Origin of the sequence: Chryseobacterium caseinilyticum, assembly GCF_014837145.1 — a bacterium.
Taxonomy (GTDB): Bacteria; Bacteroidota; Bacteroidia; order Flavobacteriales; family Weeksellaceae; genus Chryseobacterium; species Chryseobacterium caseinilyticum.
The window spans coordinates 1,609,906-1,635,588 of sequence record NZ_JACYFS010000001.1; the positions used below are offsets into that span (position 1 = coordinate 1,609,906).

25 protein-coding genes are annotated in these 25,683 nt (G+C 35.2%); 1 reads left to right on the forward strand and 24 read right to left on the reverse strand.

The genetic code is table 11. The annotated features are described in order from the left end of the window. Window positions 1-30: 30 nt before the first annotated feature. From IC610_RS07755 to IC610_RS07855, 21 genes are all read right to left on the reverse strand, one after another. Window positions 31-1,062 carry a polysaccharide biosynthesis protein gene (locus IC610_RS07755; protein ID WP_191736050.1) on the reverse strand — a complete coding sequence of 344 codons (1,032 nt, stop codon included), beginning with the start codon at window positions 1,060-1,062 and terminating at the stop codon, window positions 31-33. A 2-nt stretch (window positions 1,063-1,064) separates the two neighbouring features. Beyond that, window positions 1,065-1,829, reverse strand: a complete 765-nt coding sequence (locus IC610_RS07760) for an AglZ/HisF2 family acetamidino modification protein (RefSeq protein ID WP_191736052.1) — start codon at window positions 1,827-1,829, stop codon at window positions 1,065-1,067. 4 nt (window positions 1,830-1,833) lie between these two features. Then, a complete protein-coding gene (hisH, locus tag IC610_RS07765; RefSeq protein WP_191736053.1) occupies window positions 1,834-2,448 on the reverse strand; it encodes an imidazole glycerol phosphate synthase subunit HisH in 615 nt (204 codons plus the stop codon). Beyond that, window positions 2,445-3,581 carry an N-acetyl sugar amidotransferase gene (locus IC610_RS07770; RefSeq protein WP_191736055.1) on the reverse strand — a complete coding sequence of 379 codons (1,137 nt, stop codon included), beginning with the start codon at window positions 3,579-3,581 and terminating at the stop codon, window positions 2,445-2,447. Before IC610_RS07770 ends, hisH begins: the two co-directional genes overlap by 4 nt. A 41-nt stretch (window positions 3,582-3,622) precedes the next feature. Then, a complete protein-coding gene (locus IC610_RS07775; RefSeq protein ID WP_191736057.1) occupies window positions 3,623-4,630 on the reverse strand; it encodes a glycosyltransferase in 1,008 nt (335 codons plus the stop codon). A gap of 1 nt (window position 4,631) precedes the next feature. Continuing rightward, window positions 4,632-5,558, reverse strand: coding sequence for a glycosyltransferase family 4 protein (locus IC610_RS07780; RefSeq protein ID WP_191736059.1), 927 nt, complete (start codon window positions 5,556-5,558; stop codon window positions 4,632-4,634). Window positions 5,559-5,623: 65 nt separating this feature from the next. Then, complete coding sequence (locus IC610_RS07785; RefSeq protein ID WP_191736061.1) at window positions 5,624-6,733, reverse strand: EpsG family protein; 1,110 nt, start codon at window positions 6,731-6,733, stop codon at window positions 5,624-5,626. A gap of 72 nt (window positions 6,734-6,805) precedes the next feature. After that, window positions 6,806-7,813 carry a glycosyltransferase family protein gene (locus IC610_RS07790; protein WP_191736063.1) on the reverse strand — a complete coding sequence of 336 codons (1,008 nt, stop codon included), beginning with the start codon at window positions 7,811-7,813 and terminating at the stop codon, window positions 6,806-6,808. 25 nt (window positions 7,814-7,838) lie between these two features. After that, window positions 7,839-8,579, reverse strand: a complete 741-nt coding sequence (locus IC610_RS07795; RefSeq protein ID WP_191736065.1) for an NAD-dependent epimerase/dehydratase family protein — start codon at window positions 8,577-8,579, stop codon at window positions 7,839-7,841. Between the two features lie 157 nt (window positions 8,580-8,736). Beyond that, on the reverse strand, window positions 8,737-9,663 hold the full coding sequence (locus IC610_RS07800; protein WP_191736067.1) for a glycosyltransferase family 2 protein: 927 nt from the start codon (window positions 9,661-9,663) through the stop codon (window positions 8,737-8,739). Window positions 9,664-9,666: 3 nt separating this feature from the next. Continuing rightward, window positions 9,667-10,344: an SDR family NAD(P)-dependent oxidoreductase gene (locus IC610_RS07805; protein ID WP_191736069.1), complete on the reverse strand. Its 678-nt coding sequence runs from the start codon at window positions 10,342-10,344 to the stop codon at window positions 9,667-9,669. A 15-nt stretch (window positions 10,345-10,359) separates the two neighbouring features. Continuing rightward, window positions 10,360-11,352 carry a 3-oxoacyl-ACP synthase III family protein gene (locus IC610_RS07810; protein ID WP_191736071.1) on the reverse strand — a complete coding sequence of 331 codons (993 nt, stop codon included), beginning with the start codon at window positions 11,350-11,352 and terminating at the stop codon, window positions 10,360-10,362. 3 nt (window positions 11,353-11,355) lie between these two features. Beyond that, entirely contained in the window at window positions 11,356-11,904 is a 549-nt protein-coding gene (locus IC610_RS07815; protein WP_191736073.1) for a GNAT family N-acetyltransferase, read from the reverse strand. Beyond that, window positions 11,894-12,847 (reverse strand): hypothetical protein, encoded by a 954-nt coding sequence (locus IC610_RS07820; RefSeq protein ID WP_191736076.1) that lies wholly within the window; start codon window positions 12,845-12,847, stop codon window positions 11,894-11,896. The genes IC610_RS07815 and IC610_RS07820 overlap by 11 nt, the downstream gene beginning before the upstream one ends. Next, window positions 12,844-13,545, reverse strand: a complete 702-nt coding sequence (locus IC610_RS07825; protein ID WP_191736078.1) for a WbqC family protein — start codon at window positions 13,543-13,545, stop codon at window positions 12,844-12,846. Before IC610_RS07825 ends, IC610_RS07820 begins: the two co-directional genes overlap by 4 nt. A gap of 3 nt (window positions 13,546-13,548) precedes the next feature. Then, window positions 13,549-14,631, reverse strand: a complete 1,083-nt coding sequence (locus tag IC610_RS07830; RefSeq protein WP_191736080.1) for a DegT/DnrJ/EryC1/StrS family aminotransferase — start codon at window positions 14,629-14,631, stop codon at window positions 13,549-13,551. Further along, on the reverse strand, window positions 14,628-16,064 hold the full coding sequence (locus IC610_RS07835; RefSeq protein ID WP_228462863.1) for a lipopolysaccharide biosynthesis protein: 1,437 nt from the start codon (window positions 16,062-16,064) through the stop codon (window positions 14,628-14,630). The genes IC610_RS07830 and IC610_RS07835 overlap by 4 nt, the downstream gene beginning before the upstream one ends. Window positions 16,065-16,128: 64 nt before the next feature. Further along, entirely contained in the window at window positions 16,129-17,121 is a 993-nt protein-coding gene (locus IC610_RS07840; RefSeq protein WP_191736083.1) for a mannose-1-phosphate guanylyltransferase, read from the reverse strand. Then, window positions 17,118-17,462, reverse strand: coding sequence for a phosphomannose isomerase type II C-terminal cupin domain (locus IC610_RS07845; protein WP_191736085.1), 345 nt, complete (start codon window positions 17,460-17,462; stop codon window positions 17,118-17,120). The genes IC610_RS07840 and IC610_RS07845 overlap by 4 nt, the downstream gene beginning before the upstream one ends. Before the next feature lie 134 nt (window positions 17,463-17,596). Beyond that, on the reverse strand, window positions 17,597-19,963 hold the full coding sequence (locus IC610_RS07850; protein ID WP_191736087.1) for a GumC family protein: 2,367 nt from the start codon (window positions 19,961-19,963) through the stop codon (window positions 17,597-17,599). A 100-nt stretch (window positions 19,964-20,063) separates the two neighbouring features. After that, window positions 20,064-20,891, reverse strand: a complete 828-nt coding sequence (locus tag IC610_RS07855; RefSeq protein WP_191736089.1) for a polysaccharide biosynthesis/export family protein — start codon at window positions 20,889-20,891, stop codon at window positions 20,064-20,066. 392 nt (window positions 20,892-21,283) lie between these two features. Between IC610_RS07855 and IC610_RS07860 the strand changes: the two genes are divergently transcribed. Continuing rightward, entirely contained in the window at window positions 21,284-24,202 is a 2,919-nt protein-coding gene (locus IC610_RS07860) for a reprolysin-like metallopeptidase (RefSeq protein ID WP_191736091.1), read from the forward strand. A 290-nt stretch (window positions 24,203-24,492) separates the two neighbouring features. On the opposite strand, the gene IC610_RS07865 is transcribed toward IC610_RS07860, so the two are convergent. The 3 genes from IC610_RS07865 to IC610_RS07875 are packed head-to-tail and all read right to left on the reverse strand — an operon-like array spanning window position 24,493 to window position 25,670. Further along, window positions 24,493-25,029 (reverse strand): hypothetical protein, encoded by a 537-nt coding sequence (locus IC610_RS07865; RefSeq protein WP_191736093.1) that lies wholly within the window; start codon window positions 25,027-25,029, stop codon window positions 24,493-24,495. 33 nt (window positions 25,030-25,062) lie between these two features. Next, window positions 25,063-25,332, reverse strand: coding sequence for a hypothetical protein (locus IC610_RS07870; protein WP_191736095.1), 270 nt, complete (start codon window positions 25,330-25,332; stop codon window positions 25,063-25,065). 29 nt (window positions 25,333-25,361) lie between these two features. Next, on the reverse strand, window positions 25,362-25,670 hold the full coding sequence (locus IC610_RS07875) for an aminoacyl-tRNA hydrolase (protein WP_228462865.1): 309 nt from the start codon (window positions 25,668-25,670) through the stop codon (window positions 25,362-25,364). Between the last annotated feature and the right edge of the window lie 13 nt (window positions 25,671-25,683).

A 25,683-nucleotide genomic window follows, 5' to 3' on the forward strand; every position in this document is an offset into this window, starting at 1 on the left:
TGTTTTATTTTATGTTTCCCTTCTGCATTATCAGAACACTGATTTTTCAGAATTCTCCTGATTTTCCGTCTGAAAAAGCTCCAGTTTTTTCAATAATTTTTTTACACCCTCCACATCCTCTCTTTTCGTGTTGTGAGAATTATAGTCTTCCAACGGTATGTCTATCTTATTTCCTTCCGAAAAATACTTTGCATAATTCAAATCCCTATTATCGGACGGAATTCTGTAAAAATCGCCCATATCTTCGGCATTCATCATTTCTTCACGTGTACAGAGTGTTTCATAAAGTTTTTCACCATGTCTTGTTCCTATAATTTTAATTTTATTCTGTACATTCTTCAGTTCTAAAACTGCCTTGGCAAGATCCCCAATTGTCGCTGCAGGTGCTTTATTTACAAATAAGTCTCCGGCATTGCCGTGTTCAAATGCAAACAATACCAATTCTACAGCTTCATCCAAAGACATTAAAAACCGCGTCATATTCGGATCTGTAATCGTGATATCTTCATTTTTCTCAATTTGTGAAAGAAATAATGGAATGACAGAACCTCTTGAAGCCATTACATTTCCATATCTTGTTAAACAAACCACGGTATCTTTTAAATTTCTGGCTTCAGCGACAGCAACTTTTTCCATCATAGCTTTAGAAATACCCATAGCGTTGATCGGATAAGCAGCTTTATCGGTAGAGAGGCAGATTACTTTTTTTACTTTGTTGTAAGACGCTGCTCTGATGACGTTCTGAGTACCTTCTACATTGGTTTTAACTGCCTGCATCGGAAAAAACTCGCATGACGGAACTTGCTTCAAGGCTGCTGCATGAAAAACATAGTCTACATCTTTCATTGCATAATCTACACTACTGAAATCTCTTACATCACCAATAAAATACTTGATTTTCTCATTTCTATAGAAATTCCGCATGTCATCCTGCTTTTTTTCATCTCTTGAAAAAATACGGATCTCTCTGAAATGATCAGTTGATAAAAACCTATCGAGAACCGCAGTTCCAAATGAGCCTGTACCACCGGTTATCAGCAATATTTTATTATTAATTTGCATGTTTAGTATTTGAATAATTTATTTTTTTCTTCTTTTGAAGGATAGGTAATGAGTACTGCTTTTTTACTGTCACAATACACAAATAGACTGCCAGCAGCCACTCCCACATTTCCGTGTTTTTTTATAACTTTTTTTATATCGTTCAAGCTTCCTGCTCCTCCAAGAAAACTTAGAGGTAAAGACGTTGCATTGCGTACTTTTTCGAGTAAAGCAAAGTCATAACCTTCCATTGTACCATCTCTATCAATTGAGTTAATGATAATCTCTCCTATTCCAGTTTCTTCAGCTTTTGAAATGATGGAGAAAAGATTTTCTTTAATTTCAACAGTACCGTTATGAATATAAACTGTGTACTGATTTTCATTATTTTTTTTGACATCTAAAACCAAAACAACACTCTGAGATCCCAGTTTCCTGACCATTCCTGAAACGACTTTCAAATTCTCAAAAAAGAGAGATGAGAGCGCTATTTTTTCTACTCCCAGTTCCAGTATTTTTTGTGCTGCTGCTTCTGATTTTACACCTCCTCCATAACATAAAGGCATTCTGGACTGTCTTGCTATTTTCTCAATCAGATTAAAATCCGGTTCGTTATTTTTTACAGATGCATCTATGTCAAATATTACGATTTCGTCGACTTCTTTGTCATTAAAAATACGTGTTGCGTTGAGCGGATCACCAATATATTTTTCGTTTTTGAAATTGACTGTTTTTACCAGACCTTTATCTCGTATCAGTAAACTCGGAATTATTCTTGGTCTTATCATTCAACTATAATTTAGCAAAGTTAAACAATAATTTTTCTCCATTAGAATGACTTTTTTCAGGATGAAACTGTGTTCCGTAAATATTGCCTGTATTCACTGCTGATGCAAAACTTCCGGCAAATTCTGATATTCCTAAAATCTCGTTATCTTCATGACAGTCTATATAATAAGAATGCAGAAAATAAAAGAGACTGTTTTTTTCCAAACCATTCAACAGGGCATTTTCTTTAACAAAACGAACTTCATTCCAGCCCATGTGTGGTAATTTGCTTTGATGAGGAACTTTCTCAGTATCAATTTTCTTCACCTTACCTTTTATCCACCCAAGACCTTCACAGGAGCCTTCTTCGCTGCTTTCAGCCATCAGCTGCATGCCGAGACAAACGCCTAATACAGGAATTTCCGCTTCAAGCACCAGTTGATTCAACGTTTGTTTCATTCCTGATTCTTCAAGATTTTTCATTGCAAAATCAAAACTGCCAACTCCCGGTAAAATCAGTTTTTCGGCGTTCTGTAAATCCTGTATATTGCTGGCAACTTTTACCGGAATGTGCAGTCTTTCATATATATTAATAAAAGCCCTGGTATTCCCGATGCCGTAATCAATCACTGTAATCATCTGAAAAGTCTCTTTTCTAAACCTAAGCCTTTAAGGATTTTAGCTCCCAGACCTATCCAATTTCTTTTATTTTTATAATCTCTGAATGTCTTATTTTCACCATCAAAAATATTCTGTAATTCCTCGACTGTTAAATCTAATTTGTGGGCAACATATTCAAATTCATTGGCAATATCTTCCTCTGTCATTTCAGGAAGTTTTAATCTTTCAAGTGCCTCGTTGCGTGTCATTTGTCCGGTCAGAATTAAACTTGAAAAATGAACTTTACGCCTGTCAAAACCAAATTTTTTCGGAAGCCAGAAGTCTTCAAAAAATCTTGTAAATACAGATTCATGATGTTTATGTCCGAATTTTTTCCAACCAAATTTAGTTCCTAAAGTATTTTCGGCATCTTCTTTCAAAAATCTGATATGATTGAGCGGATTAAATATATGCATTCCCACAAAATATTTGTAAAATATCTTATACTCAAAAATATCTATGACGGGGAATTTTTTAAGTTCTTTCTTTCCGAATTTCCTGTGAATATCGGTGATCAATCTCTTATCTATTCCTGCATAAGCTCCCCAATCTTCAGGCTCTTTACAGCATTCTGTAGAGAAATTGGCGCCCGTTAAAATATATTTAATTTTATTTTTTCTTGCGTATCTGTACAGTGCAGAAAAAAATGCGATGTCCTGAGGAAGATCCTGATCGGGAATTTGTGATTTTAAGAATGCAAGCTGCAGATCTTTCATTTCTTCCCAATCTATAACCTCAGTGTACAGATCTATTCCCAAACCTTTGACTAATTTTTCGATATTGGAAACTGCCTGACTTGTATTCCAGCCTGCATCTACATGAAATGCCAAAGGTCTCAACCCCATCACTTCTTTGGCGATGTAAAGCATATAAGAGCTGTCGAGCCCACCGCTGATTCCTATAATACAGTCGTAGCTATTATTTTTTCTGCTCTTCTTTATTTTCTCTGCTACCTTTAATATGTAACCAGAAACGTCGTTGCCATATTTCCAAGATGGTAGAATATTTTCATTAAAATTGGTTACATAATCACTTTCACCTTTTTCGTTGAAAACAATTTTAGGATCTGTATCATCCATTACCGTCAGGGAACATATTTTGGGACTGTACATCAATGGTCTTTCTTTATAATCTCAATTTAAATTTATTTCTTCTAAAGTGTTTTTAATAAGGCTTCTATTTCATTGTTTGCTTTACTCAAAGATGGTTGCAGATTGCCTTTGAGCGATAAAGATAATGTTTTTGAAATAGAATTTTCATCGAATGGATCAAATATTAAAGAAGGTTCACACACGGCATATAAATATGGCAAATCTGCGCCTATCACCTTACATCCGCAGTCCATTGCCTCAAGTATTGCAAGACCAAAACTTTCTGCCAGTGAAGGGTAAACCAGATATTCTGCAGATCTGTATACTTCTGCGAGTTTTTCTCTTTCAATGAAGCCGATATTTACAATAGGATATCCCTGTTTCTGCTTTTCTTCGATTAAATGAATCAAATGCTGATAAAAAGAATCTACTGTTATGGTAAGCTTCCCTCTTTTCTCCTGATCATAAAATTTGCAAAATGCATTGATGAGCCTTATGTGATTCTTATGAGGTACTGCGTTGCTGACAAAAACAAAACTGTCTCTTTCTCTCTTGATTTCACCAGGTTTTGTAAGCGGCGGATAAAATGGCAGTAACAGTGTTTTCTTTTCGGAAATTTTGAACTTATTCCGGAAATTTTCAGAGATTGTTTCTGTCTGTAACATCCAGAAATCACTGTTTTTTAAGAGAAATCTTAAAACAGATCTTTTCAGGAAGAATATTGATTTGTACTTCAATGTAGAATCCTGAGGAACTCTAATGTATAATTCTGAATGAAAATAGGTATAAACTTTTACTTTGAGCTTTACACTTGGCGGTAAATCTCCGAAACATAATACTGAACCAATTCTGCGCTTATGCTTTAAATAAAAAAGATGCCTCTTGTACAACGAACCTTCTAAAAAATAAACTTCATTTGCTGTGTTCTCAAGAAAAGGCACTTTACTTTCCACTCTCTTGTCGAGAAGGTAAATACATTTTCTGCCGGATTTTTCCAACTCCTGCAAAAGATAATCGAGGAGGATCTTCCCACCACTGTCGTTGATGTAGATTGCGTCAATAAGCAGCATCTTATCCATTTAAAATCTCTTTGTATATTTCTAAATATTGTTCTGCAACATTGTCGACAGAGAATCTCTGTACATTTTCGTAACCTTTTTTAACTAAAGCTGATCTTAGCTCAAAATCATTCATTAAACTCAAAAGATTCGTTTTGATATCTTCTGCATCTAATGGATTTACAAAAACAGCTCCTTCCCCCGCTACAGAAATCATTGGTTCCATCTTAGATGTTATTACAGCACATCCACTTGCCTGAGCTTCAATTACAGGCATTCCAAAACCTTCGTATAGAGATGCAAAACACAAAATATCACTTACGGAATAGATTTTTGCCAAATCTTCATCAGATACAAAATCATACTGAGTGATTTTTGCTTTTAAGTTTGCAAGCTTTTCTGAAATGGCTTCATCTGTTTTACCTAATATTGTGAGCGAGCATTCTGTATCTTTCAGTGCTTCAAGAATTTTCGGGACGTTTTTATTTTCCCGCGTTCCGACAATTAAAATTCTAATATCAGATTCTTTTATATCAGCCGGTTCTCTTTTAAAAACAGAAACCGTGAGTGGATTTGGCACCACCGCTATCTTATCTTTTACTTTAGGAAAAACAGCAACCAATTCGTTTTTTGTCTTTTGAGAAATGACTGTAATGTGTTTTAATTTTCTGAGCGGGAGGTAAAACCAAAGAAACATGTACAGATTTCTTTTTATTCCGGCTTGATACTCCTGAAAGCCGACAACATCATGAATAGTGAGAACTGTTTTTTTTGGATCTAAAAGTAAACAAGCCCAATGAATATCTCCAGTAATATGATTAATCTGTCCCTGATTTTTCTTAAAATAGAACATCGACCTCCCAATTTTAGAAAGGGATTGATAAGGATTCTGAAACGTTTTTACCTGCACACCTTTTGTTGCAAGACTAACTTTAATCACGGAAAAAACTTTTTCAATACTTATTCTGTCTGGTATGAAGTATCGTTCAAAAAAATGCACGTTTATCATAGAATTCTAAATACTTTAGGATTAAATAAAATACCCCTGTAAGGATCAAAAAGTTCCGGATAAGAAATAACTGACTGTTTAACAAAAATAATACAGTATGCAAAGAGTCCTAAAGCCATAAAAAACAATACTCTTCGATCTTTTACCAGAAGAAACAGGCAGGATATCAAAATGGGCTCAAAAATATTAAAGTAGAGACTTCCCCGGCTTATCATCACCAATAATGATTTAGAAAATAAAAAATAAAAACACATCCCGACAAAATAGCCATTAAATAAAAAATTGTATTTTGGAAACATTTCTGAGATTTTATTTCTGTAAATAAAAAACAGAGAAAAGAAAAGCAGTCTTTTAATAAGACCAAAAGTAGAAACTTCTGCTTTTGTAAACTTTGCTTCCTTAAGGTATGCATTTGCCTTAAATGCTGCAGCTTCACTAAATCCTCCGAAAAGAGAAAATACTTTTACCGGTAATGATGTGTAACCTATAATAAAACTGGCTGCCAGAATTACAATAATCATCAGGTTACTGATCTTTTTTTGTAGAAAGACAAAAATTACTAAAATAATGGAAGTAACATGAAACTGAGTTGCCATAAAAAGCATGATAACAAACCACAGCCATCTTTTTTCATATAGATAAATAAGCGACAGCAAACCAAATGCAACTGCTAAGAACTGCCTGTTTGCTCCCCATACTCCTAAGAAAGAAACATAGAAGAGAAGCATAACCAATATTGGAAAAGGACTGAAAAATTCAAAACTTTTCTTCAGCAGTAAAAAGAAAATTGCCGCATGTACCACAAGGAAAAAAGAATAGTGATTGGCAATCTTTTTACACAGATAGACCAATATCACATAAGCTTTCTCATAATCGTAATCTATATAACTAAATACTTCAGTTGTATTTTTTTTAGTGAAATGATAAAAATAAGGCTTCCAATCTGTTGCCATTTCCCATCTCAAACCCATTTGACCGACTAAAACCAAAACAACGAAACCTAAAATTATTTTTTTATAGGGAATTTCTCCCCTCAATCTTGGATAGGATGTTTCTATGAGTGCAGGAATGAATAATAATAATATTGTAAAATAATAAAAATACATTAACCTTTTTTTAATAGTTCCTGCAAAAGTTTTTCAGAAATCTTTTTTATGTTTATCAAAATCTAAATCACCTTAAATAAAATCATTAACCAAAGACTGGGCTCTCGAAATATAGTTATGATCTGAGTCTACAGATTTTCTGAATTCGAGACCACATTTTAGTGCTTCATCATAATTGCTTAAAATTGCTTTTGCTTTTTCTACAAGCTCATTTAGATTTTTAAAATAGTACACATGTTTAGCTTCCTGAAACTGCTCTTCAAACTCGGGTACAAAAGTGGCAATCTGGGGAATTCCAGACAGTGCAATTTCGAAAAACCTAAGATTAGAAGAAGGATAATTCAGGTGATCAATAGCATTCAGTGCAATTTTGCTTTTTGAAGTATAATCTAAAAACTCATTAATATCTACCATCTTATCTAAAATGGTAAGATTATTCCGGTTATGAAAAGAGAGTTTTTTCCATCCCAAACCTACTAAAAGGAATTTACTTTGCGGAAAATTCTTCAGTAATTCATTGATGGCATCGTACCTTTCAGGTCTATATGCTCCGATGAAGGAAAAATCATATTCTGCTGATTTTTTTGAATATGCATCAAAACTTTCTGACAGAAGAGTGTCTCCGGCAAATGGCAGCCATTGTGCTTTGACCCCGTTTTTCGCAAAAATATCCACATTTTCTTTTGAATGGGCATATACCTTTGTGTAATGTTTCAGATTTGAAAAAATATTGTTTGACATATTCACAATAGAATCCGGCCAGTAAAAGGATACGTTTTTACAAAAAGTTTTAAAATACTCTATAGTTCCCGGGTATAATTTCACGTGAGTAAAAACAATTATTGCGTATGGTTTTTCTAAAAAAGCTTTCTTGGCAACAGAATGGTTTGTCTTAACGATTGCCGGTGAAATATCAATATATAATCCTAATCTCTGCAGAAACTTTACCGGAATAAAGGCATTAACCATATTGCTGAAATCTATAATTTCAACTTCAAAACCAAGCTTTTCCAGAGCAGACTTATAACTTCTTTCCATTCCGAACTTACTTGCCGAACCCAGGATATATATTTTCTTCATAGTTTACGTTTAAAGTAAGTGCTTTTTAAGAATCACTTTTATTTTCATTTTGAGCAAAATAATTGTAGGTTAAAGCTAAATTTTCAGCAAAATTGTTTGTGGTAATTACCTTGCTCATGTCAGCCTCAATGCTTTTGATGCTTTTAAATAAATTAATTACCGATATATCAACTGTTTCCTGAAAAAAATCAAAAAGTTCATATCCGTTTTCCTTTCGGTTTTGAATTTTACTGTCAATATTTTTGATCAAATCATTAATAAAGAGTAACTGAAGCATTTTGTCGCCATCAATAATCCTGCTCTCTTTCCCCATTACCACATTGTGACAAAAAGTTGCAACTACCGATACATAATTTGGCTTCATCCCCGGTCCAAAAATGCTGGGAATTCTAAGGCAGAGAAAATGGTTTTTCTTTTCAAAATCCAACTTGCTCAGTAAAAACTCATTGTATCTTTTGCTCACCCCATAGATAGTATCTACATAAAAATGTATCGAAGAAAAGTAGATGTACATCTTTTTTTCAAACCTATTGACGAGCAAAAAAAGTTTCTGCGAATAAAACATATTGTACATGAAAAAATCATTTTCAGATTCTGATCTTGATACTCCGGAGGCATTAATTATAACATCAGCAGCTTCTATTTTGCTGAGTAAGGTAGTTTCATCTTCATCGAGTTTCGCTACATCTACCTGGCTATTCTGCGAATAAAAATTCACCAGATTTTTTCCGATAAAACCGCTTGCTCCAAAAATTAAAATTCTCATGAAATGCTAATGTGTTTATTTTATAATTGGTTTTTTAATTTGTTTAAATATTACTTAGAATTGATAATTTCAATTCTGTACTCCTATAAATCATATATAAAAAACCATAGCCGCAAATTTATAAAATATTTAACTACCCTATCTATATATTAAATACTCAACTGCTGAATTTTCTTCTTAAATTTCTGTAAAAAAAGAGAAGAACATCCCATAAAAAATTATCACTGTTACGAAATGATTTTTTAAGAAAAACAAAAGATTCTCGTTTAGGAAATATTTTATAAAAAAGAATAAAATTAAGTTCGAAAGAATTTTTTCGTATCGTACTCATGATTTCAGTACCGAAGTGATCATTCAAAAATTCGTTGTGCCTTAATAGTCTTTTGATATAATCTACATTATAAGCTTTATTTGTAGCGCTGCCTTGGAATCTTCTGTAGACTGCCATCGGACGCTGCGTAACGAAACAAAACATTCTACCATGTTTGGAAAGCTGTAAAAAAAGAGAAATATCTCCAAACAAAATTCTGTCATCCTTTATAAAAAGATCTGGAAATTTTCTATATACTACACTTACTGTAGGTACAACCCAACCATTTACTAATTCTGTAGAAGTATATTCTCTCTGCTCCAGATGGTCAAAAGCTCTTTCTGTCTTAAAATCTTCAAACTTTTCAGTAACATTATGAAAGCACATAGAATATTCCTGATTTTTTTCCAAAAAATCAACCTGTTTTTGAAGCTTGTCTGGTTCGGTCCAGTAATCGTCACCTTCTAATGCTGCCACGTATTTTCCTTCAATATGCTCATGCAGAACCGAATTATTTCCCGCAGCTCCTACATTTTTATCCTGTAAAATCAGTTTTATAAGAGAAGGATGTTTTTTCTGAAATTCCAGTAACAGCTGTCTAGTATTATCTGTAGAAAAATCATCGGCAAGTACAATTTTGTATGAGTACGCTGTGTTTTGAGACAAGATGCCTTGTAAGGCATCCGTAATATACTTTCCATGATTATAGGTAAGCATGGAAATACATATGTCTGGTGTGCCATCAGGTGTCTGATCAATTATCTGATATGCCATAATTTAGAACAAGCCGCCGTTCAAATCTATTGAAGCACCGTTTAGATATGCGTTATCAATAATAAACTTTACTGTAGACAAAATTTCTTCCGGATTCCCCAATCTTTTTGCAGGAATGGATTCTACTAAAGTGTTCATATAATTTTCCGGAACCTGCTCTATCATTCCGATATTAAAATATCCAAGATTGATATTGTTAATGGTAACATTTTTATTTCCGTTTTCCACTGCTAAAGCTCTGGACATACCCCATAAAGCGGATTTTGATGAGGCATAGGCACTCGTTCCGGGAATACCTTTTTGTCCCACTACAGAAGCAAAATTGATTATTCTTCCAAAATTATCTTCGCGCATAACTCCCAGGAATGTATTAATCATATTAAAACAGCCCACCAGATTAACATCAATTACATTCTTCCATTGTGTGAGATCGGCTTTATGCCCGAAAGAGTTGTATGATATTCCTGCCGTGTTTATGAGTACAATATTTTTAAATTTATCCCTGTTTTCAATAAAAAAAGCTTTCGTCTGTTCTTCATTGGTGATATCCAATCTATAATATCCGTCTGTGATCTCTGGTACAGTATTATTATAAAAACCAATAACTTCTTTCCCTTCATATCTCAATTTTTCAAAAAGAAATTTTCCTATCCCCCTTGATGCACTTGTAATAATAATCATTTTGTTTTTGTTTTTTTAAGACCATTTTATTATTGCTGCGCCATACGTCCATCCTGAGCCTACTGCAGCAAACAGTATAATATTTCCTTTTTTAATCTTGCCTGCTCTGTATAATTCATCCAATAAAATGGGTATGGTGCCTCCACTTGTGTTGGCGTATTTATCCATATTTGTCATCACTTTTGAAAAAGGAAGACCTATTTTTTCTGCTGTTTTCTGCAATATTCTTATTGACGGCTGATGCGGAACCATTAAATCTACATCATCAACGCTCAAACCGCTATCTTCCAAAACCTTTTGAATTGCTATTGGCAAAACTTCTGTTGCTGTTTCATAGACAGCTTTTCCATTCATCTGAAAATAGTGTAGATTGTTTTCAACAGATTCTTTGCTGGCAGGAATTTCTGAGCCACCTGCAGGTACTGTAAAATTCCATTTTCCTCTTCCGTCTGAGTAAAGTTTAAAAGCTAAAAAGCCATTATCTTCATCGGCGTGAGAGAGCACTGCAGCACCAGAACCGTCTCCAAAGAAAACAGCATCTCTTCTTGACCAATCTGTGATTTTTGAAAATGTGTCTGCTCCAATTACCAAGACGTTATCGTAAACTCCTGAGGCAATAAACTGTGAAGCTACCGACATCGCATATAAAAAACCACTGCAAACCGCAGATATATCAAATGCTACCGCATTGTATGCCTGAATTTTATCCTGAACAATTGCAGCTGTAGATGGTGCCAACCGATCGGGTGTTGCCGTGGCAACAATGATCAGATCAATATCTTCTTTTTGTAATCCTGCACTCTGAATTGCCGATAGAGCTGCCTTTGCCGCCAAATCACTTGTAAATTCGTTTTCAGATGCAATTCTCCGTTCTTTAATACCTAAATTCTCTTCGATCCACTCTGGTGTCGTAGGCAGAATTTCAGATAATTCTTCATTGGTGAGAATTTTTTCAGGGGTGTAGGAACCTGTGCCAATAATTTTAACATTTCGAACCAGCTGCTTCATGTATTAAATATTAAAAAGTGTCTTAATCTGAGGATATTCGTCTTTCAGAATGCTTAAAACAAATTGATTATGGTATTTTCCGTTCTTAAAAAGAGAATGTCTCTGAAGAGCTTCCACTTTAAAACCCACTTTCTCCATCAGTTTTTTCGCCACAACATGCTCTTCAAGGCACTGTCCTGTACATCTTTCCATATTCAGTTCTTCAAATACAAACTTTAGAATCAGCAAAACAGTTTGCGTACCATAGCCTTTTCCGTTGTGATCAGAATGAATTTTTATTCCACTCCAAAAGCAAGACTTGTTGACATGGTCGATATCTGAAACTGATGTATATCCTATTATTTTCCCTGATGATTTCTCGCAAATTGCCACATAAAATCTATCCTGATAATCATTCATAATCAAGGACTCAAGCCATTTCTGTTCTCTTGCTACGGCAATAAAACGCTTATTTCCTCCGACGAGATTTTCAAACTCTTCATTTTTACGCAGTGAGCTTATAAACTCGGCATCCGTAAGTTCAAATGCTCTAAAAAAAATATCAAATTCCACGATTTATTATTTTTAAAATTCTATTCATGTCATCAACTGTGTATCTTTGATCGACAGGCAAATATATAACTTCTTCTGTAAGCTTTGCCTCCAATGTTTCGGGATTGCACCATTTCAGGACATTCGGCCAATACGTGGCACAGTATATTCTATTATTTAGCAGCTCTTTTTTTAAAGCTTTATTATCTGTCCAAAAAGGGTAAACCATAGGCACGGAGTCATCACCAATATTGAACGTTAATTTATTTTTGTCTGATAAGTTTGTATGCAGCCATTCGAAATTCTGTCTTCTTACCCATTTTACTTTTTCATAATCAATGGAACACATTATTTTTCTTGTCAGTGCAGACATTGTTTTCACTGCATTTCCGGACAATTCTTGATCGTTTAAACAAAAATCTTGGTACCCATCTTCTGCCTCTTTATCTGCTCTTATCAGCAGGTGAGACATTCTTTCATTAGAAAAATCTGCATCGGGTCTCTCACTTAATTTATGATCTGTTGCCAAATAGGCACCGTCACTCACTCCAAAAAATTTTCTTGGAGAATAGAATGTATGCACATGGTTCAAAGGTTTGGAAAAAAAAGACTGGGCGTTATCTACTATGAGATTTTTTATTGAGGAATAGTTCGATTGTATGTAAGCATCTTTCAACCCGAAATAATTGGTATATAAAAATGCTTGATCATCTTTAATGATATCAAAATCAAAAATTGGTTCAAAATCAGAATTTACACGGTAGAATTCAAAAGCAATATCGAGTTTATAAAATGGTTCTAAAATAACATCACAAGTAAAATAAGGTATGTAGACTTTTTTAAAACCCTGTGCTTTCAACAGATATTCCAAGGCATTTCTTGCTGTATTAAGACGCAATAAATCGTGATGATATTCTTTATCAACACTAATCTCAAGCTCGAAATATCCGCCTATAGCTTTCATTTTAAACTATATAGATTTAACATTCCCAACACTTCTTCACGTGAATTATGCATTAAAACATCTACAATTGAGAGGCCTGCGAAAAACTCATCTGTTCCTTGTTTATACTGAGATAACTGTGATTCTATAAATTGTAAAGAAATTCCTTTATCCAAAAAATCTACTTTTGAATATAGCTCTCTGCCTCCCGGAGCATTAATGTAGTAATCAGCATTTGTAGAGTTGCAGATTTCGATTAATCTTGCAGTTCTTTCAAGCCCAGTAATATCCTTAAATTCTACTGATGATTTTAAAAACAAAGTTGAAATTCCGAGATATTCAGACACATTTTTTATGCTATTAATCGCCATCTCACCAATCCTGTTCTCAGTTCCTGCAAAAGTATCTTCAAGTAACGGAAATACATCTGTGAAGTAGGGACTTTTTTTATAAGACTGATTTATTGTTTTAAGAATATTTTTAAAATCTTTTGAATGAGTGTCTATGTAGATCTCATTGATCAATTTATTGGGAGTTGCTTTAAGTAAAGGAATGGTAAAATACTTTACCTGATTTCCTACAATTATTCTGTTTCTGTTAATCCAACCTCCTTTGATGAACTGAACATCATCATAAAATACAAATGTATCTGAAGCATTGATCATCTGAAAATATCCCAAATAGGGAAAAATATATGGTTGCATTACAGCTGTGACCATCAATCAACTATTTTGAATTTCTAATAAAAGTCCTGATATCCAATCTACCTCATCTAATGTAAGATCATAATACAGTGGCAGACAGAGAATTCTCTTGGAAATATCTTCGGTAAATGGCAGTTCCAGTGAGGGTAAATAAGGTAATGATGAAGCCAGACTCGGGTAGAAATATCTTCTTGTAAATATTTCCTGCTTATCCAGGTCTCCTTTCATTTTCAGCAATAACTCTTCGCTTTCGAGCACTATCGGATAATAAGCATAATTTAAATTAGCTTTTGAATGCCATTCGGGTTTATATGATTTTAGACCTGAAAGTTTACAGTCATATCTTTCGGTAAGCCGTCTTCTTTTGTCGAAAATATCATGTACATAATTAAGATTCACCAACCCCATAGCAGCATGGAATTCTGAGTTTTTTCCATTCAGTCCCAGTTCCGCAAAAGAATCAAATCCTGAAATACCGAAATTTCTGACCAATGCAAGCTTTTTCAGCAAATCAAGTTCAGTGGTGATAATCAGACCGCCTTCTACGGAATGATATAGTTTTGTTGAATGCAGAGAGCATGTTGAGATATCTCCATACTCAAAAATTGATTTACCGTTGACTTCTACACCAAAAGCATGTGCTGCATCATAGATCACTTTCAGATTATGCTTTTTTGCTATCGTTTCGATGAACTCTACATCACAAGGATTTCCATATACATGGGTAGCTAAAATTGCAGATGTTTTTTCGGTGATTGCCGCTTCAATCTTTTCAGCATCAATGCATAGCGTTTTAGGATCAATATCTACAAAAACAGGTGTACACCCTTCCCAGACGATCGAACTTGTTGTTGCCACAAAGGAAAATGGTGTTGTAATAATTTCTCCTGAAAGCTCAAGTACTTTTATTGCCATTTGCAAGGCAACCGTACCGTTGGTTACAAAAAGTAAATGACTGACCTTAAGGTATTTTTTAAGATCATTTTCGAGACGGGTGGCGAGAGGCCCCATATTTGTAAGCCAATTTCTTTGCCAAATACCTTGCAAATATTCGTTGTAATCTTCCTGCGGAGGTAAAAACGGTTTTGTAACTGGAATCATTTTTTTAATAATATTCTTTTAATTTCAAAGAAAGTTGAAAATTTCAATATCGCAGACAGAAAAATATAAAATATCAATCCTGTAACAGTTCCTAACAAAAGTACCCAAAAATCAGGTAAGTTGGTCAAGAAATAATTTTTAACAAAATAAACAACTGCACCCATAATAAGAGCAACCAAAAATAATGGTAAAAGATCCTGTAATTGTTTCCACAAATTATATTTCAAAAATACCCCTGCATAATGTGTATTTATAAATAGACAAAGAACAGAAAATATTACCTGCCCCCAAAGCAAACCGTAGAACCCGAAAAAATAAGAAATTACCAAAGAAACAACTGCCAAGATTTTTTTTATTATTTCAAGATACAGAAAAAGACCAGATTTACCTTTTACCTGTAAAATAATCAAATTATATAAATGCAAAGGATAAAGAATTCCGGTAACGCACAAAATCTGAAATACCGGAACCACAGGAAGCCATTTATCTGTAAATAAAAAGACAACTAAATTTTCGCCTAATACAATCATGATAACCATCACAGGTGTCACTGTGTAAATCACCATCAGCATCATCTTTTTGTAAGTTGAGCGTAATTTTTGCTCATCATTCTGCATTTGTGAAAACGTAGGGAATGCTACCTTATTCAGTGCGCCCGAGATATTAGTCACTGGCAACATCATTAAACTATTGGCTCTGGTATAATAACCCAGTAATGTAGCACTGTATATTTTACCTATGACTATCTGATATAAATTGACAAAAATAATATCTAAAACTGATGAAATCATCATTTTATTTCCATATTCAAAATGAAGTCTGAATTTTTCTTTATTAAATATAAGTTTGGGTTTCCAATCTGCGTTAAACCACAAAATTAATGTTGTAAAGAAAGCATTTATCAATGCAGAATACACCAAACTCCACACTCCAAAATTATTAAATGCCATTAAAACGGCAGACAAACCTGACAAAATTACAGCCGGAAAAGTGATAACTGCAATCTTTCTGAATTTCATTTGTTTAACCAATATTGTATTGTGTACTGCAGCAAATGAGGAAATAATGAATGATATTGAATATACTCTTAAGAGATCTGTAAGAATGGGTTGTTTATAAAAATTTGAAATAAAAGGGGCTATAAAAAACAGTATTATATAAATTATAAAACTGGATAAGACATTAAATATGAATACAGTAGAAAAATCGTCATCTTCAAGATCATTTGAACGAATGAGAGAATTGGTAAGACCACCTTCAAAAAGAGCTGTTCCTACCCCTACAAAAATCATAATCATTCCTATGAGCCCAAAATCAGCCGGAGCAATTATTCTGGCCAATATTACAGTTACTAAAAATTGAACAGCCTGAGTTCCAAACTGCTGTACATACGACCATAATGCTCCTGTAATAACCTTATTTCTCAAATGCATCGACGGTTCGCCACTTTAAACTATAATAAAATATTCCTCATGTATAATTTTAACGCAAAATATACTATCTCAAAGTTGACTGATACTTCTCCAGCTGGCTGTAGATTTTCTTTACATCCTGAGATTTTTCCTTTTGCAAAACTAAGATTGCATCTGTCGTATGAACAAAAATGCAGTCTTTCATCCCTACGAAAGCCGTGAAGATTTCAGTACCAATCACCATATTTCCATTTTCGTCAACAGGATGTCCTGTGGTGCGAAGATAATCATACAATGACTCAAACGATCCGAGGTCATTCCATCTGAAATTTGCAGGAACTACTTTGATTTGCTTCGAGCGCTCCATTACTGCATAATCTATGCTGATAGAAGGTATTTGTCTGCATGATTCTTCATCAAGCAAATTGTTTTCAGATTTTTGCCAAGCCTCCAGAGATTTTTCAAATACTTCAGGTTGGTATTTTTTTAATTCATCTAAAAGAACTCCTGCTTTAAAGCAGAACATACCAGAATTCCAAAGAAAAGTTCCTCTGTCTAAAAACTCCTGAGCAGTTTCGGTATTTGGCTTTTCTCTGAATGAAAGTACATCTTTACCCTCATATTCAATGTATCCATATCCGGTTTCCGGTTTTGTAGGAATAACACCAAAGGTCACTACATAATCTTTTTTGGCAAGCTCCACAGCCTCCAGTAATGATTTCTCATAGGCTTCCTGATTTTGAATCAGATGATCTGAAGGTGTGATAATCAACACATCATCGGGTTGTACTGCCAAAGCGGCAAATCCTATTGCTGCAGCAGTATTTCTCGCGATGGTTTCGGTAACAAACGTTTTGGGAAGGTCTATGTCTTTCAATAAATCTTTACTCCACTCGATGTGATCAGAATTTCCGACTACCATCAATTCATCTACTACCTTTTTATTTCTTTCTGCCGTTAATTCAAACAGAGATTTCCCTTCAAAAACTTTGAGAAACTGTTTTGGATGGTTCTTTCTCGAAAGAGGCCAAAGTCTGCTTCCAACACCACCTGATAATATTACGTTGTAAATTTTCATGCTCGGTTATAATCGTCTTCCACTCTCACAATATCGTCTTCGCCGAAGTAAGTTCCGTACTGTACTTCAATGAAAACAACAGGTTCAGCGGTTTTGTTTTCCATTCTATGGTGTGCTCCCAAAGGAATCTGTGCTACTTCTCCAATGCCGTAATCTCTGATCTCATCATTGATTGTAATTGTTCCGGTACCGGAAACAATCGTCCATACTTCCGCACGGTGGTGGTGGTACTGCAGAGACAATCTTCCCCCAGGATAGACCAAAATTCTTTTTACTTTGTGCGTTTCCGCATCTTCCAAAACCCAGTATTCACCCCAAGGTCTTACGTCATGTTCTAACATGTTTAAATCTAATTGATTATGCAAAGATAATAGATTAAGAATTTAATCAAATTAAAAATTCTTAACTAAAATTTAGTGTTTGTGATTAACTTACAAAGAATTGCTCTGTTGATAAAAGGAAACTTATTCTTCAATTATCTTCCAAACCAGTTTCTCCAGTTTTTTTTCTGTTTTGTTCCGTAGCCATAGCCATATTTATTACCATAACCACTGTTTTGTCTGCTGACATCATTCAGAACAAATGCTACATTTTTGATTTTCTTTTGTTCAATCTGTTCATTAGCAAAGCTGATCAACTCCTTTTCGGTGTAATTGGAACGGGTGACGTACATCGTCATATCTGCCACATCAGCAATCAGGAAAGAATCGGTCACCAACATCAGCGGTGCTGTGTCAAGAATAATGTAATCATAATCAGGTTTTAGAGACTCTATTAATTCTTCATAACGCCCGTTTGATAATAATTCTGTAGGATTTGGTGTGATAGCACCTGAGTAAATAACATCGCAGTACGGATTGAAAGTTGTCTGATGAATGATTATTTCTTTCTGCATGGTTTCATCATACATAAATTCAGAAAGACCTGTAAGCCCTTTTCTTGCTTCGTTATATCTTTGAAGCTGAGGATTTCTGATATCTGAACCTATAATAATTACTTTCTTTCTCGGTGTTGCCAAGGTCAGTGCCAAATTCACTGAAGCAAAAGTTTTACCCTCTCCTTTTACGGTGGAGGTTACAAAAATTACATTGCCTTTTTTATTTTTGGGCAGCATAAAGTTGATATTGGTAATGAGAATCCTAAAGGCTTCTGCCATAGGTGAGAGATCATTCAGCTGTACCAATTCTGGCTCTCCTTTTATAAGGGTCGGAAGTTCTCCAATTACAGGTTTTCCACTGGAAAGCTTTTCAAGATCATGCTTAGACTGTACTTTATCATTAAAAAGTTCAATGAGATAAATGAAGCCCAAAGGGATTAAAACTCCAATAACCAAAGCAGCCATATAGATCATTTGTCTTTTAGGAGATACAGGACTGGGTGAAGTAAGTGCATCATCTACAATTCTTGCTTTTGGCGCTGCAATTGCTAGCGAGATTGCCGCTTCTTCCCTCTTTTGAAGTAAGAGAAGGTATAGCTCTTCCTTAATTGTTTGCTGTCTTTCAATACTTCTGAACAATTTTTCCTGCACCGGAACTCTGGAAATTTTTCCTGAAATCCTGTTTTGTTCGCCTACAATAGCATTCCTGCTGATCTGCAATGCGGCGCGGCTTTTATTTAAACTTTCAGAGATAGAAGAACGTAAGCCAGCTATCTGTTTGGTAACATCCTGCACTACAGGGTTCAACGTTGTAGAGCTTTCCAACAATCTGTTTCTCTCTGCAATAAGCTGGTTGTAAATTCCGATATCACCTGCAGTTTTTGAATCTTGCAGACCAACATTTAAAGGTAAGATCTGGTAAGATCCCTGTCTGTTAAGATAATTTGAAAGACTGTTGACCAACTCCAACTGAGATTCTGTCTCCAATTGTGTCTGTCTTGTATCTACTGCCGTTTTCAGCGAAAGTTCAGCTTCCGATTTAATATCTGTGATATTATTTCTTTCTTTAAAATCTTCTTTTTGATTTTCTACTCTTCCAAGTTCTTCTCCAATAAGTTTTACCCTTCCATCAATAAATTCTGCAGTTTTCTGAGCTTCAGAATTTTTATCGATGATGGCCTCTCTGTTGTAATTTACTGCCAGTCTGTCTAAAATATCTTCTGCTTTTTTGGGTACTGGAGAATCCATTGATACTTTTAGTACTGTGGCTTCTTCCTTTATCAATTCAATACTCAAGCTTCCCAAAAGATCACGTGTTCTATTGATTGCGGATGAGAATGCAAGTCTATAAATGGCACCTTTCCAATCTTTAGGATCGTATTTGGGATTTTTCTGAAACATAATTACCCCAAAAGGCATAGAAACTGCCTTATTGAATTCGGCGACAATATTTTTTTTAAAATCTTCAGATTCCAGAATAATCTTTCCATTTTCAATTTTAGCAAAAACCTCGTGACCTGGATAAGATGGATTAGACTTCTCGCTGATGACCCTCACAATAAAGGGTGCTGAATTTTTATATAGTTCGTACTCCTTGATGCTCCCTTTAGAATAAATACTGGTTTCAAGACCTAGCTCTTTTACTACTGACATCATGAGTTTCTTAGACCTCAGAATTTCAATTTCATTATCTACGGAGTTTGTTCCCATACTTCCCATACCACCAATCTCAGAAACAATAGACATTTCAGGAGTTCCCGCAGCCGATTTATTGACCTCTTTGATGAGCAAGGTTGCTTCTGTATTGTAGATGGTATCAGAATATCTCAAAAAAAACCATGCGGCAAGAACCGCCAGAAAACCTCCAATGACAAGCCAATACCATCTGAACAGGTAAGGCTTAAGAATTTCTCTTAAGTTTATTGAATCTTTTTGAGTATGTTGAGGTAAATTATTTTGATCCACTCTTTATGTTTATATTTAGAATTTATTTTGCTTAATTGATGATTTGCTTAGCCGCTTATTCGGCTGTATGCTGATTTGCGAAAGTTCAGTTAAACTATTTTTATCTTCTCGTTAATGAGATAATTCCTATTACCAGTGATGCAACAACAGATGATACTGAAATGTACAGACCTAAATTCGGGTCTACCCTTGCTGCTTTTTCTCTGTTGGCATTCGGCTGTACATAGATGATATCGTTCTGCTTCAAATAATAGTACGGAGAGTTCATAAAGCCTGCACTTGTAAGATCTATTCTCTGTTTTGTTATCTGACCATCTACATTTCTGATCAGCAAAACATTCTGTCTCACTCCATAGGGTGTGAGATCACCTGCCAATGCCAAAGCACTCCAGACCGTCGCATTGCCTTCCGGAATAACATAAGTTCCGGGTTTTGCCACCTCTCCAGCGAGAGAAACTTTGAAATTCACCAGTTTCACATCCACAATCGGATCTTTGATGTATTTCTCCAATAAACCCGAAAGCTTATCTCTAAATGTCTCAATATTTTCTCCTTTAGTATTAATTTTACCCAGCTGCGGGAAAACAATATTGTAGTCCGTGTCAACAAAATAGGTAGGACCTGAAACCGGTAACTGCTGTGGCATGCTGTTGGAACTGGGCATTGAATACTGAGTCACGGTTGTAGATGATGAATAATTCTGATTAAATGGCTTCACTGCATCCATATCACGGGCAGAGATATTTACAATTAACTGATCACCAGGCTGTAGCGTGCTTCGGCTGTTTTTTACTGCATTGTCCAACGCCATATTGTCTATATCAGTCATGTAATTAATCTCCTGCCTCGCAGTACATGACGTCACTACAAAGGCTAGGAAACCATATAAAAAGAATTTTTTACCATTCATTCTGTCTAAAATTTTCACAAAAATAGGATTATTATTTATAAATTAAAATCTAAGGCTAAAATTAACTGTTAATAATTCTTTAACAGCAAAAAATACTTTCATAACTATCACAATTTTGAATCAGTATAAATAGCGTGCAAAAATATTAATAAATATCTCAATACAACGTACAAAAGGTAAAAATCATATTATATCGAGTGCCAATCGGGACACCTACATATAAAACTTTACATTTTACAGCTCTAATTATGATTGCATATAATTAAAGACATTCTTTTTCAATAAGATACCAACAACTCAATGTTGCAAGAAGCATTGCCCTTTCAGACAAGAAATTTTTAATTCAGCTCTTTTCCAATTGTTTTTTCAAAAATCTTTTCCTACATTTAATCATCCAAAAAATCATTAATATGAACAAATTCATTACTACTTTTTTATGTAGCCTAATGGGTGTAACCACATATTCACAGTGGTCCCCAACTGCATTTGAAGGAAGATCTGAGAAATCTTCTAACGTACGAAGCTTTTACAAGCTTGATCTAAACAAAATTCAAACTCAACTTAAAGATGCTCAGGAAATGGGCAGAAATTCAAAACCTGTAGAAATCTCTCTGCCTACTTTGGATGGTAAAGTAGAAAAGTTTGCTGTCTACAGTTTTCCGGTTGTCGTGAAAACCGTCGCAGACCGTTATCAATTGGGTTCTTACGTTGGTGTCGGCGTTGACGACCCATCAAAATACCTAAGATTTTCAGTAGCTCCCAATGATTTTCAGTCTATGATCATCAAGGATGGTATTTATCAGTTTATTGAACCTGCCAACTCTGACAAAACAGTCTACGGCGTTCATCCAAAAACAGATAAGACTCCCGGTGGCTTTCTTTGCAGCATGAATGAAAGTGCTCTATCTAAAAAGCAGATTGATGCACTGTATGCCAAAGGTAAGACTTTCGATAAAAATCCTACTGACTTTGCTAAATCTTCTGACCGGAAATACAGAACCATGAGACTTGCCATGTCTGTAACAGGCGAATATACTCAGTTTCATGGTGGTACCGTTGCAGGCGCTCTTACAGCAATTAATGCTACCATGACCAGAGTAAACGGTGTCTTTGAGAAAGATTTTGCCCTGCATTTATTTGTACAGGATTATCCGGGCGTCATCTATACAAATGCTGCAACAGATCCATATTCCGCAGCTGCAACCGGAGCCGGCGGCGCATGGAATCTTGAATTACAAAACACCTTAACCACAAACGTTGGAAATGCCAACTATGACATCGGTCATTTATTCGGAGCTTCGGGAGGCGGAGGAAATGCGGGATGTATAGGTTGTGTATGTACCGATCCTACAACAGCAGAACCAGAAGGAAAAGGATCTGGATTTACTTCCCCTGCGGATGCTATTCCACAGGGAGATAATTTTGATATTGATTATGTAGCCCATGAGATGGGTCACCAGTTGGGCGGTAATCATACTTTTTCTATGGATCTTGAAGGTACTGGGGTTAATATGGAACCTGGGTCCGGATCCACAATTATGGGATATGCAGGTATTACCGGAGCTACGGATGTTCAGGCTCATTCTGACGCTTATTTTCATGTGGCAAGTATCATACAAATTGAAGATAATCTGAAGGTTACCACGTGTGATGTTGAAACGAATGTTTCCAATAATGCACCTGTCATTGGTGCTCTTTCTGATTACACAATTCCGAAAGGAACTGCATTTGTTCTTACAGGAACTGCTACAGATCCTGAAAATGACCCTATGACTTATACTTGGGAACAGTTTGACAACGCCAGCACCCCTGTAACCGGAGTTACCGGAAATAACACAACTGGCGCATTATTCAGATCGTTAACGCCTACCTCTACCGGAAATACAAGATATTTCCCCAAATTATCTTCGGTATTAGCAGGCAATCTAACTATCCCAGCAGATTGGGAAACCGTATCCAATGTTGCAAGAACAGCCAATTTTGTGCTTACTGTGAGAGACAACAATCCTGTTTCAACTTCACAACAGACTCAAAGTGATATTGTAACTTTAACCGTAAGCAATCAGGGACCATTCAAAATAAATACTTCTCAGGTTTACCACAATGTTGCGTCTCCTGTTACATGGGATGTTGCAGGTACTGCCGTTGCCCCGTTCAATTCTGCTAATGTGAAAATTGATTACACTACAAACAACGGCACAAGCTGGATTACACTTTCGGCTTCTACTGCAAATGACGGAACAGAATCATTTACATTTCCGGTGTCTTTAAACGGACAGAATATTAAAGTCAGAATTTCATCTATAGGAAATATCTTCTATACAATAAAACAGGTTTTGGTTACTACTGCTGCAGATTGTAACGGAAGTGCTCCTACGGGAGTCGTTGTGAGTAATATCACTTCATCGTCAGCATCTGTCAACTGGAACACTATTGTGGGAGCTACTTACCAGATCAGATATAAAAAACCGACAGACGCAGCATGGCAGCAAACAACTTCTACCACCAATTCTGTAGTTTTAAACAGTCTGGAAGAAGGTGTAAAATATGATGTAGAAGTAGCTGCAGTCTGCTCTGGAACTCCGGGAGCCTATTCTACAAGCATTCAGTTTATTACGGCGTCAGCTGTATCATACTGTGCATTGACCTCCGCTGATGCGTCTGAAGAATATATTTCTAATGTAACACTTGCCAACGTTAACAATACATCCGGATCGAATACCTACACAGATTACGGACCCGATGCTTCAAAATTGATTAACTTAGTTGCAGGTTCTGCCACCAACACGGTTTCTGTAACTAAAACCTGGCCTGCAGATATTTATCCCGAAGGCGTGAGAGTATGGATTGATTTCAACAGAGACGGAACTTTTGACACTGCTGAAATGGTAATGAGCTCGGCAGCAAGTACTGTCGCTACTGTAAGCGGAACGTTTGCCGTACCTTCTACAGCAGTTCAAAATAAAACCCTGAAAATGAGAGTAGCACTGCGATACAATGCTCTCGCTACAGCATGTACTTCTTATACCTATGGTGAAGTGGAAGACTATAATGTAATGGTTACATCCGGAACATTATCTACTAATGATCTAACTTTAAATCAAGACGGAATTCAATTGTATCCAAATCCTGCATCCGATGTTCTCAACATCACAAAAGTGTCTGATAAAGCTGATTATAAAATTTACAGTGCAGCCGGACAATTAGTAGATAGTGGAAATATTAAATCAGGACAAATTAATGTTTCAAGATTGATAAAAGGTGGATATATCATTACAATTGAAGAGAAAGGCAAAGATTTATTTAAATCTAAGTTTATCAAAAAATAGTAAATCATCTAACCAGTAAAATGAATTCTCAGAAAAAAATGGACTAAAAACAGTTTTAATTTCTACTTAGAATTTGTTTTTCGGATATCCTTAAAGAGCTTATCATGTGATTTCAAAATCCTTGATAAGCTCTTTTATTTTAAATAGTTATTTTTAAATGGTCACCTTTTTTCAGCTTAATCAAAGATTCAACAAAGCCAGATGCCTAGGTTTAATATAAAATAAAATAAAAAAATCACTTTGGTTTATAGAAAGAATTTTCAGTATCGAAGTTTTAAGTTTATACTGAATCAAAAAATAGGTTTATTTGATGTACCAAAAACATCTGTAGAATGACAACAGTTAAGATAGATGCTGCAGTTGGGAACTTTGGCTTTTAAGATTGATGCCATTGCCATAATTTCTTCTTCAGTTTCATCTGAATCAATAAATATTTTCAGCAAATTAGTATTATCCAAAAATTCACACAGGTCTGCTAAAGTAATCTCTGTCCTGGTAATATCCAATCGTTTAAGGTTTTGCATTTGATTGAAATATTGAATGCTTTGATTTGTGAGAAATCTGTTTTTGCGCAGAAAAAGTGTATGCAGATTTTTAAAATTCAACATATATTTTATGGACTGATCCGTGATCTGCGAGTCTTTCAAATAAATATCTTCCAGTGAAAACAAACGCAAACTCAGAAAATAGAAATATTCATCACCAAAATCTGAGTCTGCAGAATGTAAACGATACCAGTCAGCAGGAATTCTGTCCGGTTTTTCGATGCGGTAATGCCGCTGCCAGAATTTCTTTTCTTCTTTAGTAAACTTCGCAGGTGTTGTCATGTGATTTTAATCAAAAGCTTTTTTTCTGAAAATTCAAAATTCCCATGGCCTGATATCTTCTGTATCTCTGGCTACCGGCATTCCTTCGGGATCCAGAATCATGGCTTCCTGAACGTTGGTTTGGTGCAATGTTGCTCCGCTTGCAATCATTTTATAACCATTTTCATATTCGGTAAAATAACCAGCCGGAAAAGCGGAATACCCATTCGGAAGAACCACTTTTATTTCATGCTGAAATCCCCATCCAACTACTTTTTGGTTGAGAATATATTTATCAAATGCTTCGTAAAAATTTTCTGTCATGATTTTCTTTCGATTTATTTAATATCATTTTAAATATTCTGTGGCGTCCACATTTTTAAAAATTTAAATTTCTTGGGATATTCTTCCCGTGGGCAGAAAGCAATGCAGACTTCCCTGTGATCGAGTGATGATTCTGTAAGAACAATATGATTTTCTTCGTTTTTAAAATTTTCAAACTCCGCTTCATTCACCACACAAACCACCTTTTTGAATATTCCGCTGATCCATTTTCTCATATTTTCATCGGTTTCAAATTTTAAATAGCAAGACAGCGAAGCATGTGCTGTGATCACGGGAACCAATTTATCGGGAACATTGTCTTTTATCAGAATGTACATTTTCATGATTTAA

Coding starts and splice junctions, on each gene's coding strand:
- IC610_RS07820 (WP_191736076.1), bottom strand. CDS start 12,847: ATGAAAGCTATAGGCGGATATTTCGAGCTTGAGATTAGTGTTGATAAA.
- IC610_RS07795 (WP_191736065.1), bottom strand. CDS start 8,579: ATGAGAATTTTAATTTTTGGAGCAAGCGGTTTTATCGGAAAAAATCTG.
- IC610_RS07835 (WP_228462863.1), bottom strand. CDS start 16,064: ATGCATTTGAGAAATAAGGTTATTACAGGAGCATTATGGTCGTATGTA.
- IC610_RS07840 (WP_191736083.1), bottom strand. CDS start 17,121: ATGAAAATTTACAACGTAATATTATCAGGTGGTGTTGGAAGCAGACTT.
- IC610_RS07830 (WP_191736080.1), bottom strand. CDS start 14,631: ATGATTCCAGTTACAAAACCGTTTTTACCTCCGCAGGAAGATTACAAC.
- IC610_RS07755 (WP_191736050.1), bottom strand. CDS start 1,062: ATGCAAATTAATAATAAAATATTGCTGATAACCGGTGGTACAGGCTCA.
- hisH (WP_191736053.1), bottom strand. CDS start 2,448: ATGATTACAGTGATTGATTACGGCATCGGGAATACCAGGGCTTTTATT.
- IC610_RS07790 (WP_191736063.1), bottom strand. CDS start 7,813: ATGAAGAAAATATATATCCTGGGTTCGGCAAGTAAGTTCGGAATGGAA.
- IC610_RS07770 (WP_191736055.1), bottom strand. CDS start 3,581: ATGTACAGTCCCAAAATATGTTCCCTGACGGTAATGGATGATACAGAT.
- IC610_RS07785 (WP_191736061.1), bottom strand. CDS start 6,733: ATGTATTTTTATTATTTTACAATATTATTATTATTCATTCCTGCACTC.
- IC610_RS07805 (WP_191736069.1), bottom strand. CDS start 10,344: ATGATTATTATTACAAGTGCATCAAGGGGGATAGGAAAATTTCTTTTT.
- IC610_RS07810 (WP_191736071.1), bottom strand. CDS start 11,352: ATGAAGCAGCTGGTTCGAAATGTTAAAATTATTGGCACAGGTTCCTAC.
- IC610_RS07775 (WP_191736057.1), bottom strand. CDS start 4,630: ATGCTGCTTATTGACGCAATCTACATCAACGACAGTGGTGGGAAGATC.
- IC610_RS07825 (WP_191736078.1), bottom strand. CDS start 13,545: ATGGTCACAGCTGTAATGCAACCATATATTTTTCCCTATTTGGGATAT.
- IC610_RS07860 (WP_191736091.1), top strand. CDS start 21,284: ATGAACAAATTCATTACTACTTTTTTATGTAGCCTAATGGGTGTAACC.
- IC610_RS07865 (WP_191736093.1), bottom strand. CDS start 25,029: ATGACAACACCTGCGAAGTTTACTAAAGAAGAAAAGAAATTCTGGCAG.
- IC610_RS07800 (WP_191736067.1), bottom strand. CDS start 9,663: ATGGCATATCAGATAATTGATCAGACACCTGATGGCACACCAGACATA.
- IC610_RS07875 (WP_228462865.1), bottom strand. CDS start 25,670: ATGTACATTCTGATAAAAGACAATGTTCCCGATAAATTGGTTCCCGTG.
- IC610_RS07845 (WP_191736085.1), bottom strand. CDS start 17,462: ATGTTAGAACATGACGTAAGACCTTGGGGTGAATACTGGGTTTTGGAA.
- IC610_RS07760 (WP_191736052.1), bottom strand. CDS start 1,829: ATGATAAGACCAAGAATAATTCCGAGTTTACTGATACGAGATAAAGGT.
- IC610_RS07870 (WP_191736095.1), bottom strand. CDS start 25,332: ATGACAGAAAATTTTTACGAAGCATTTGATAAATATATTCTCAACCAA.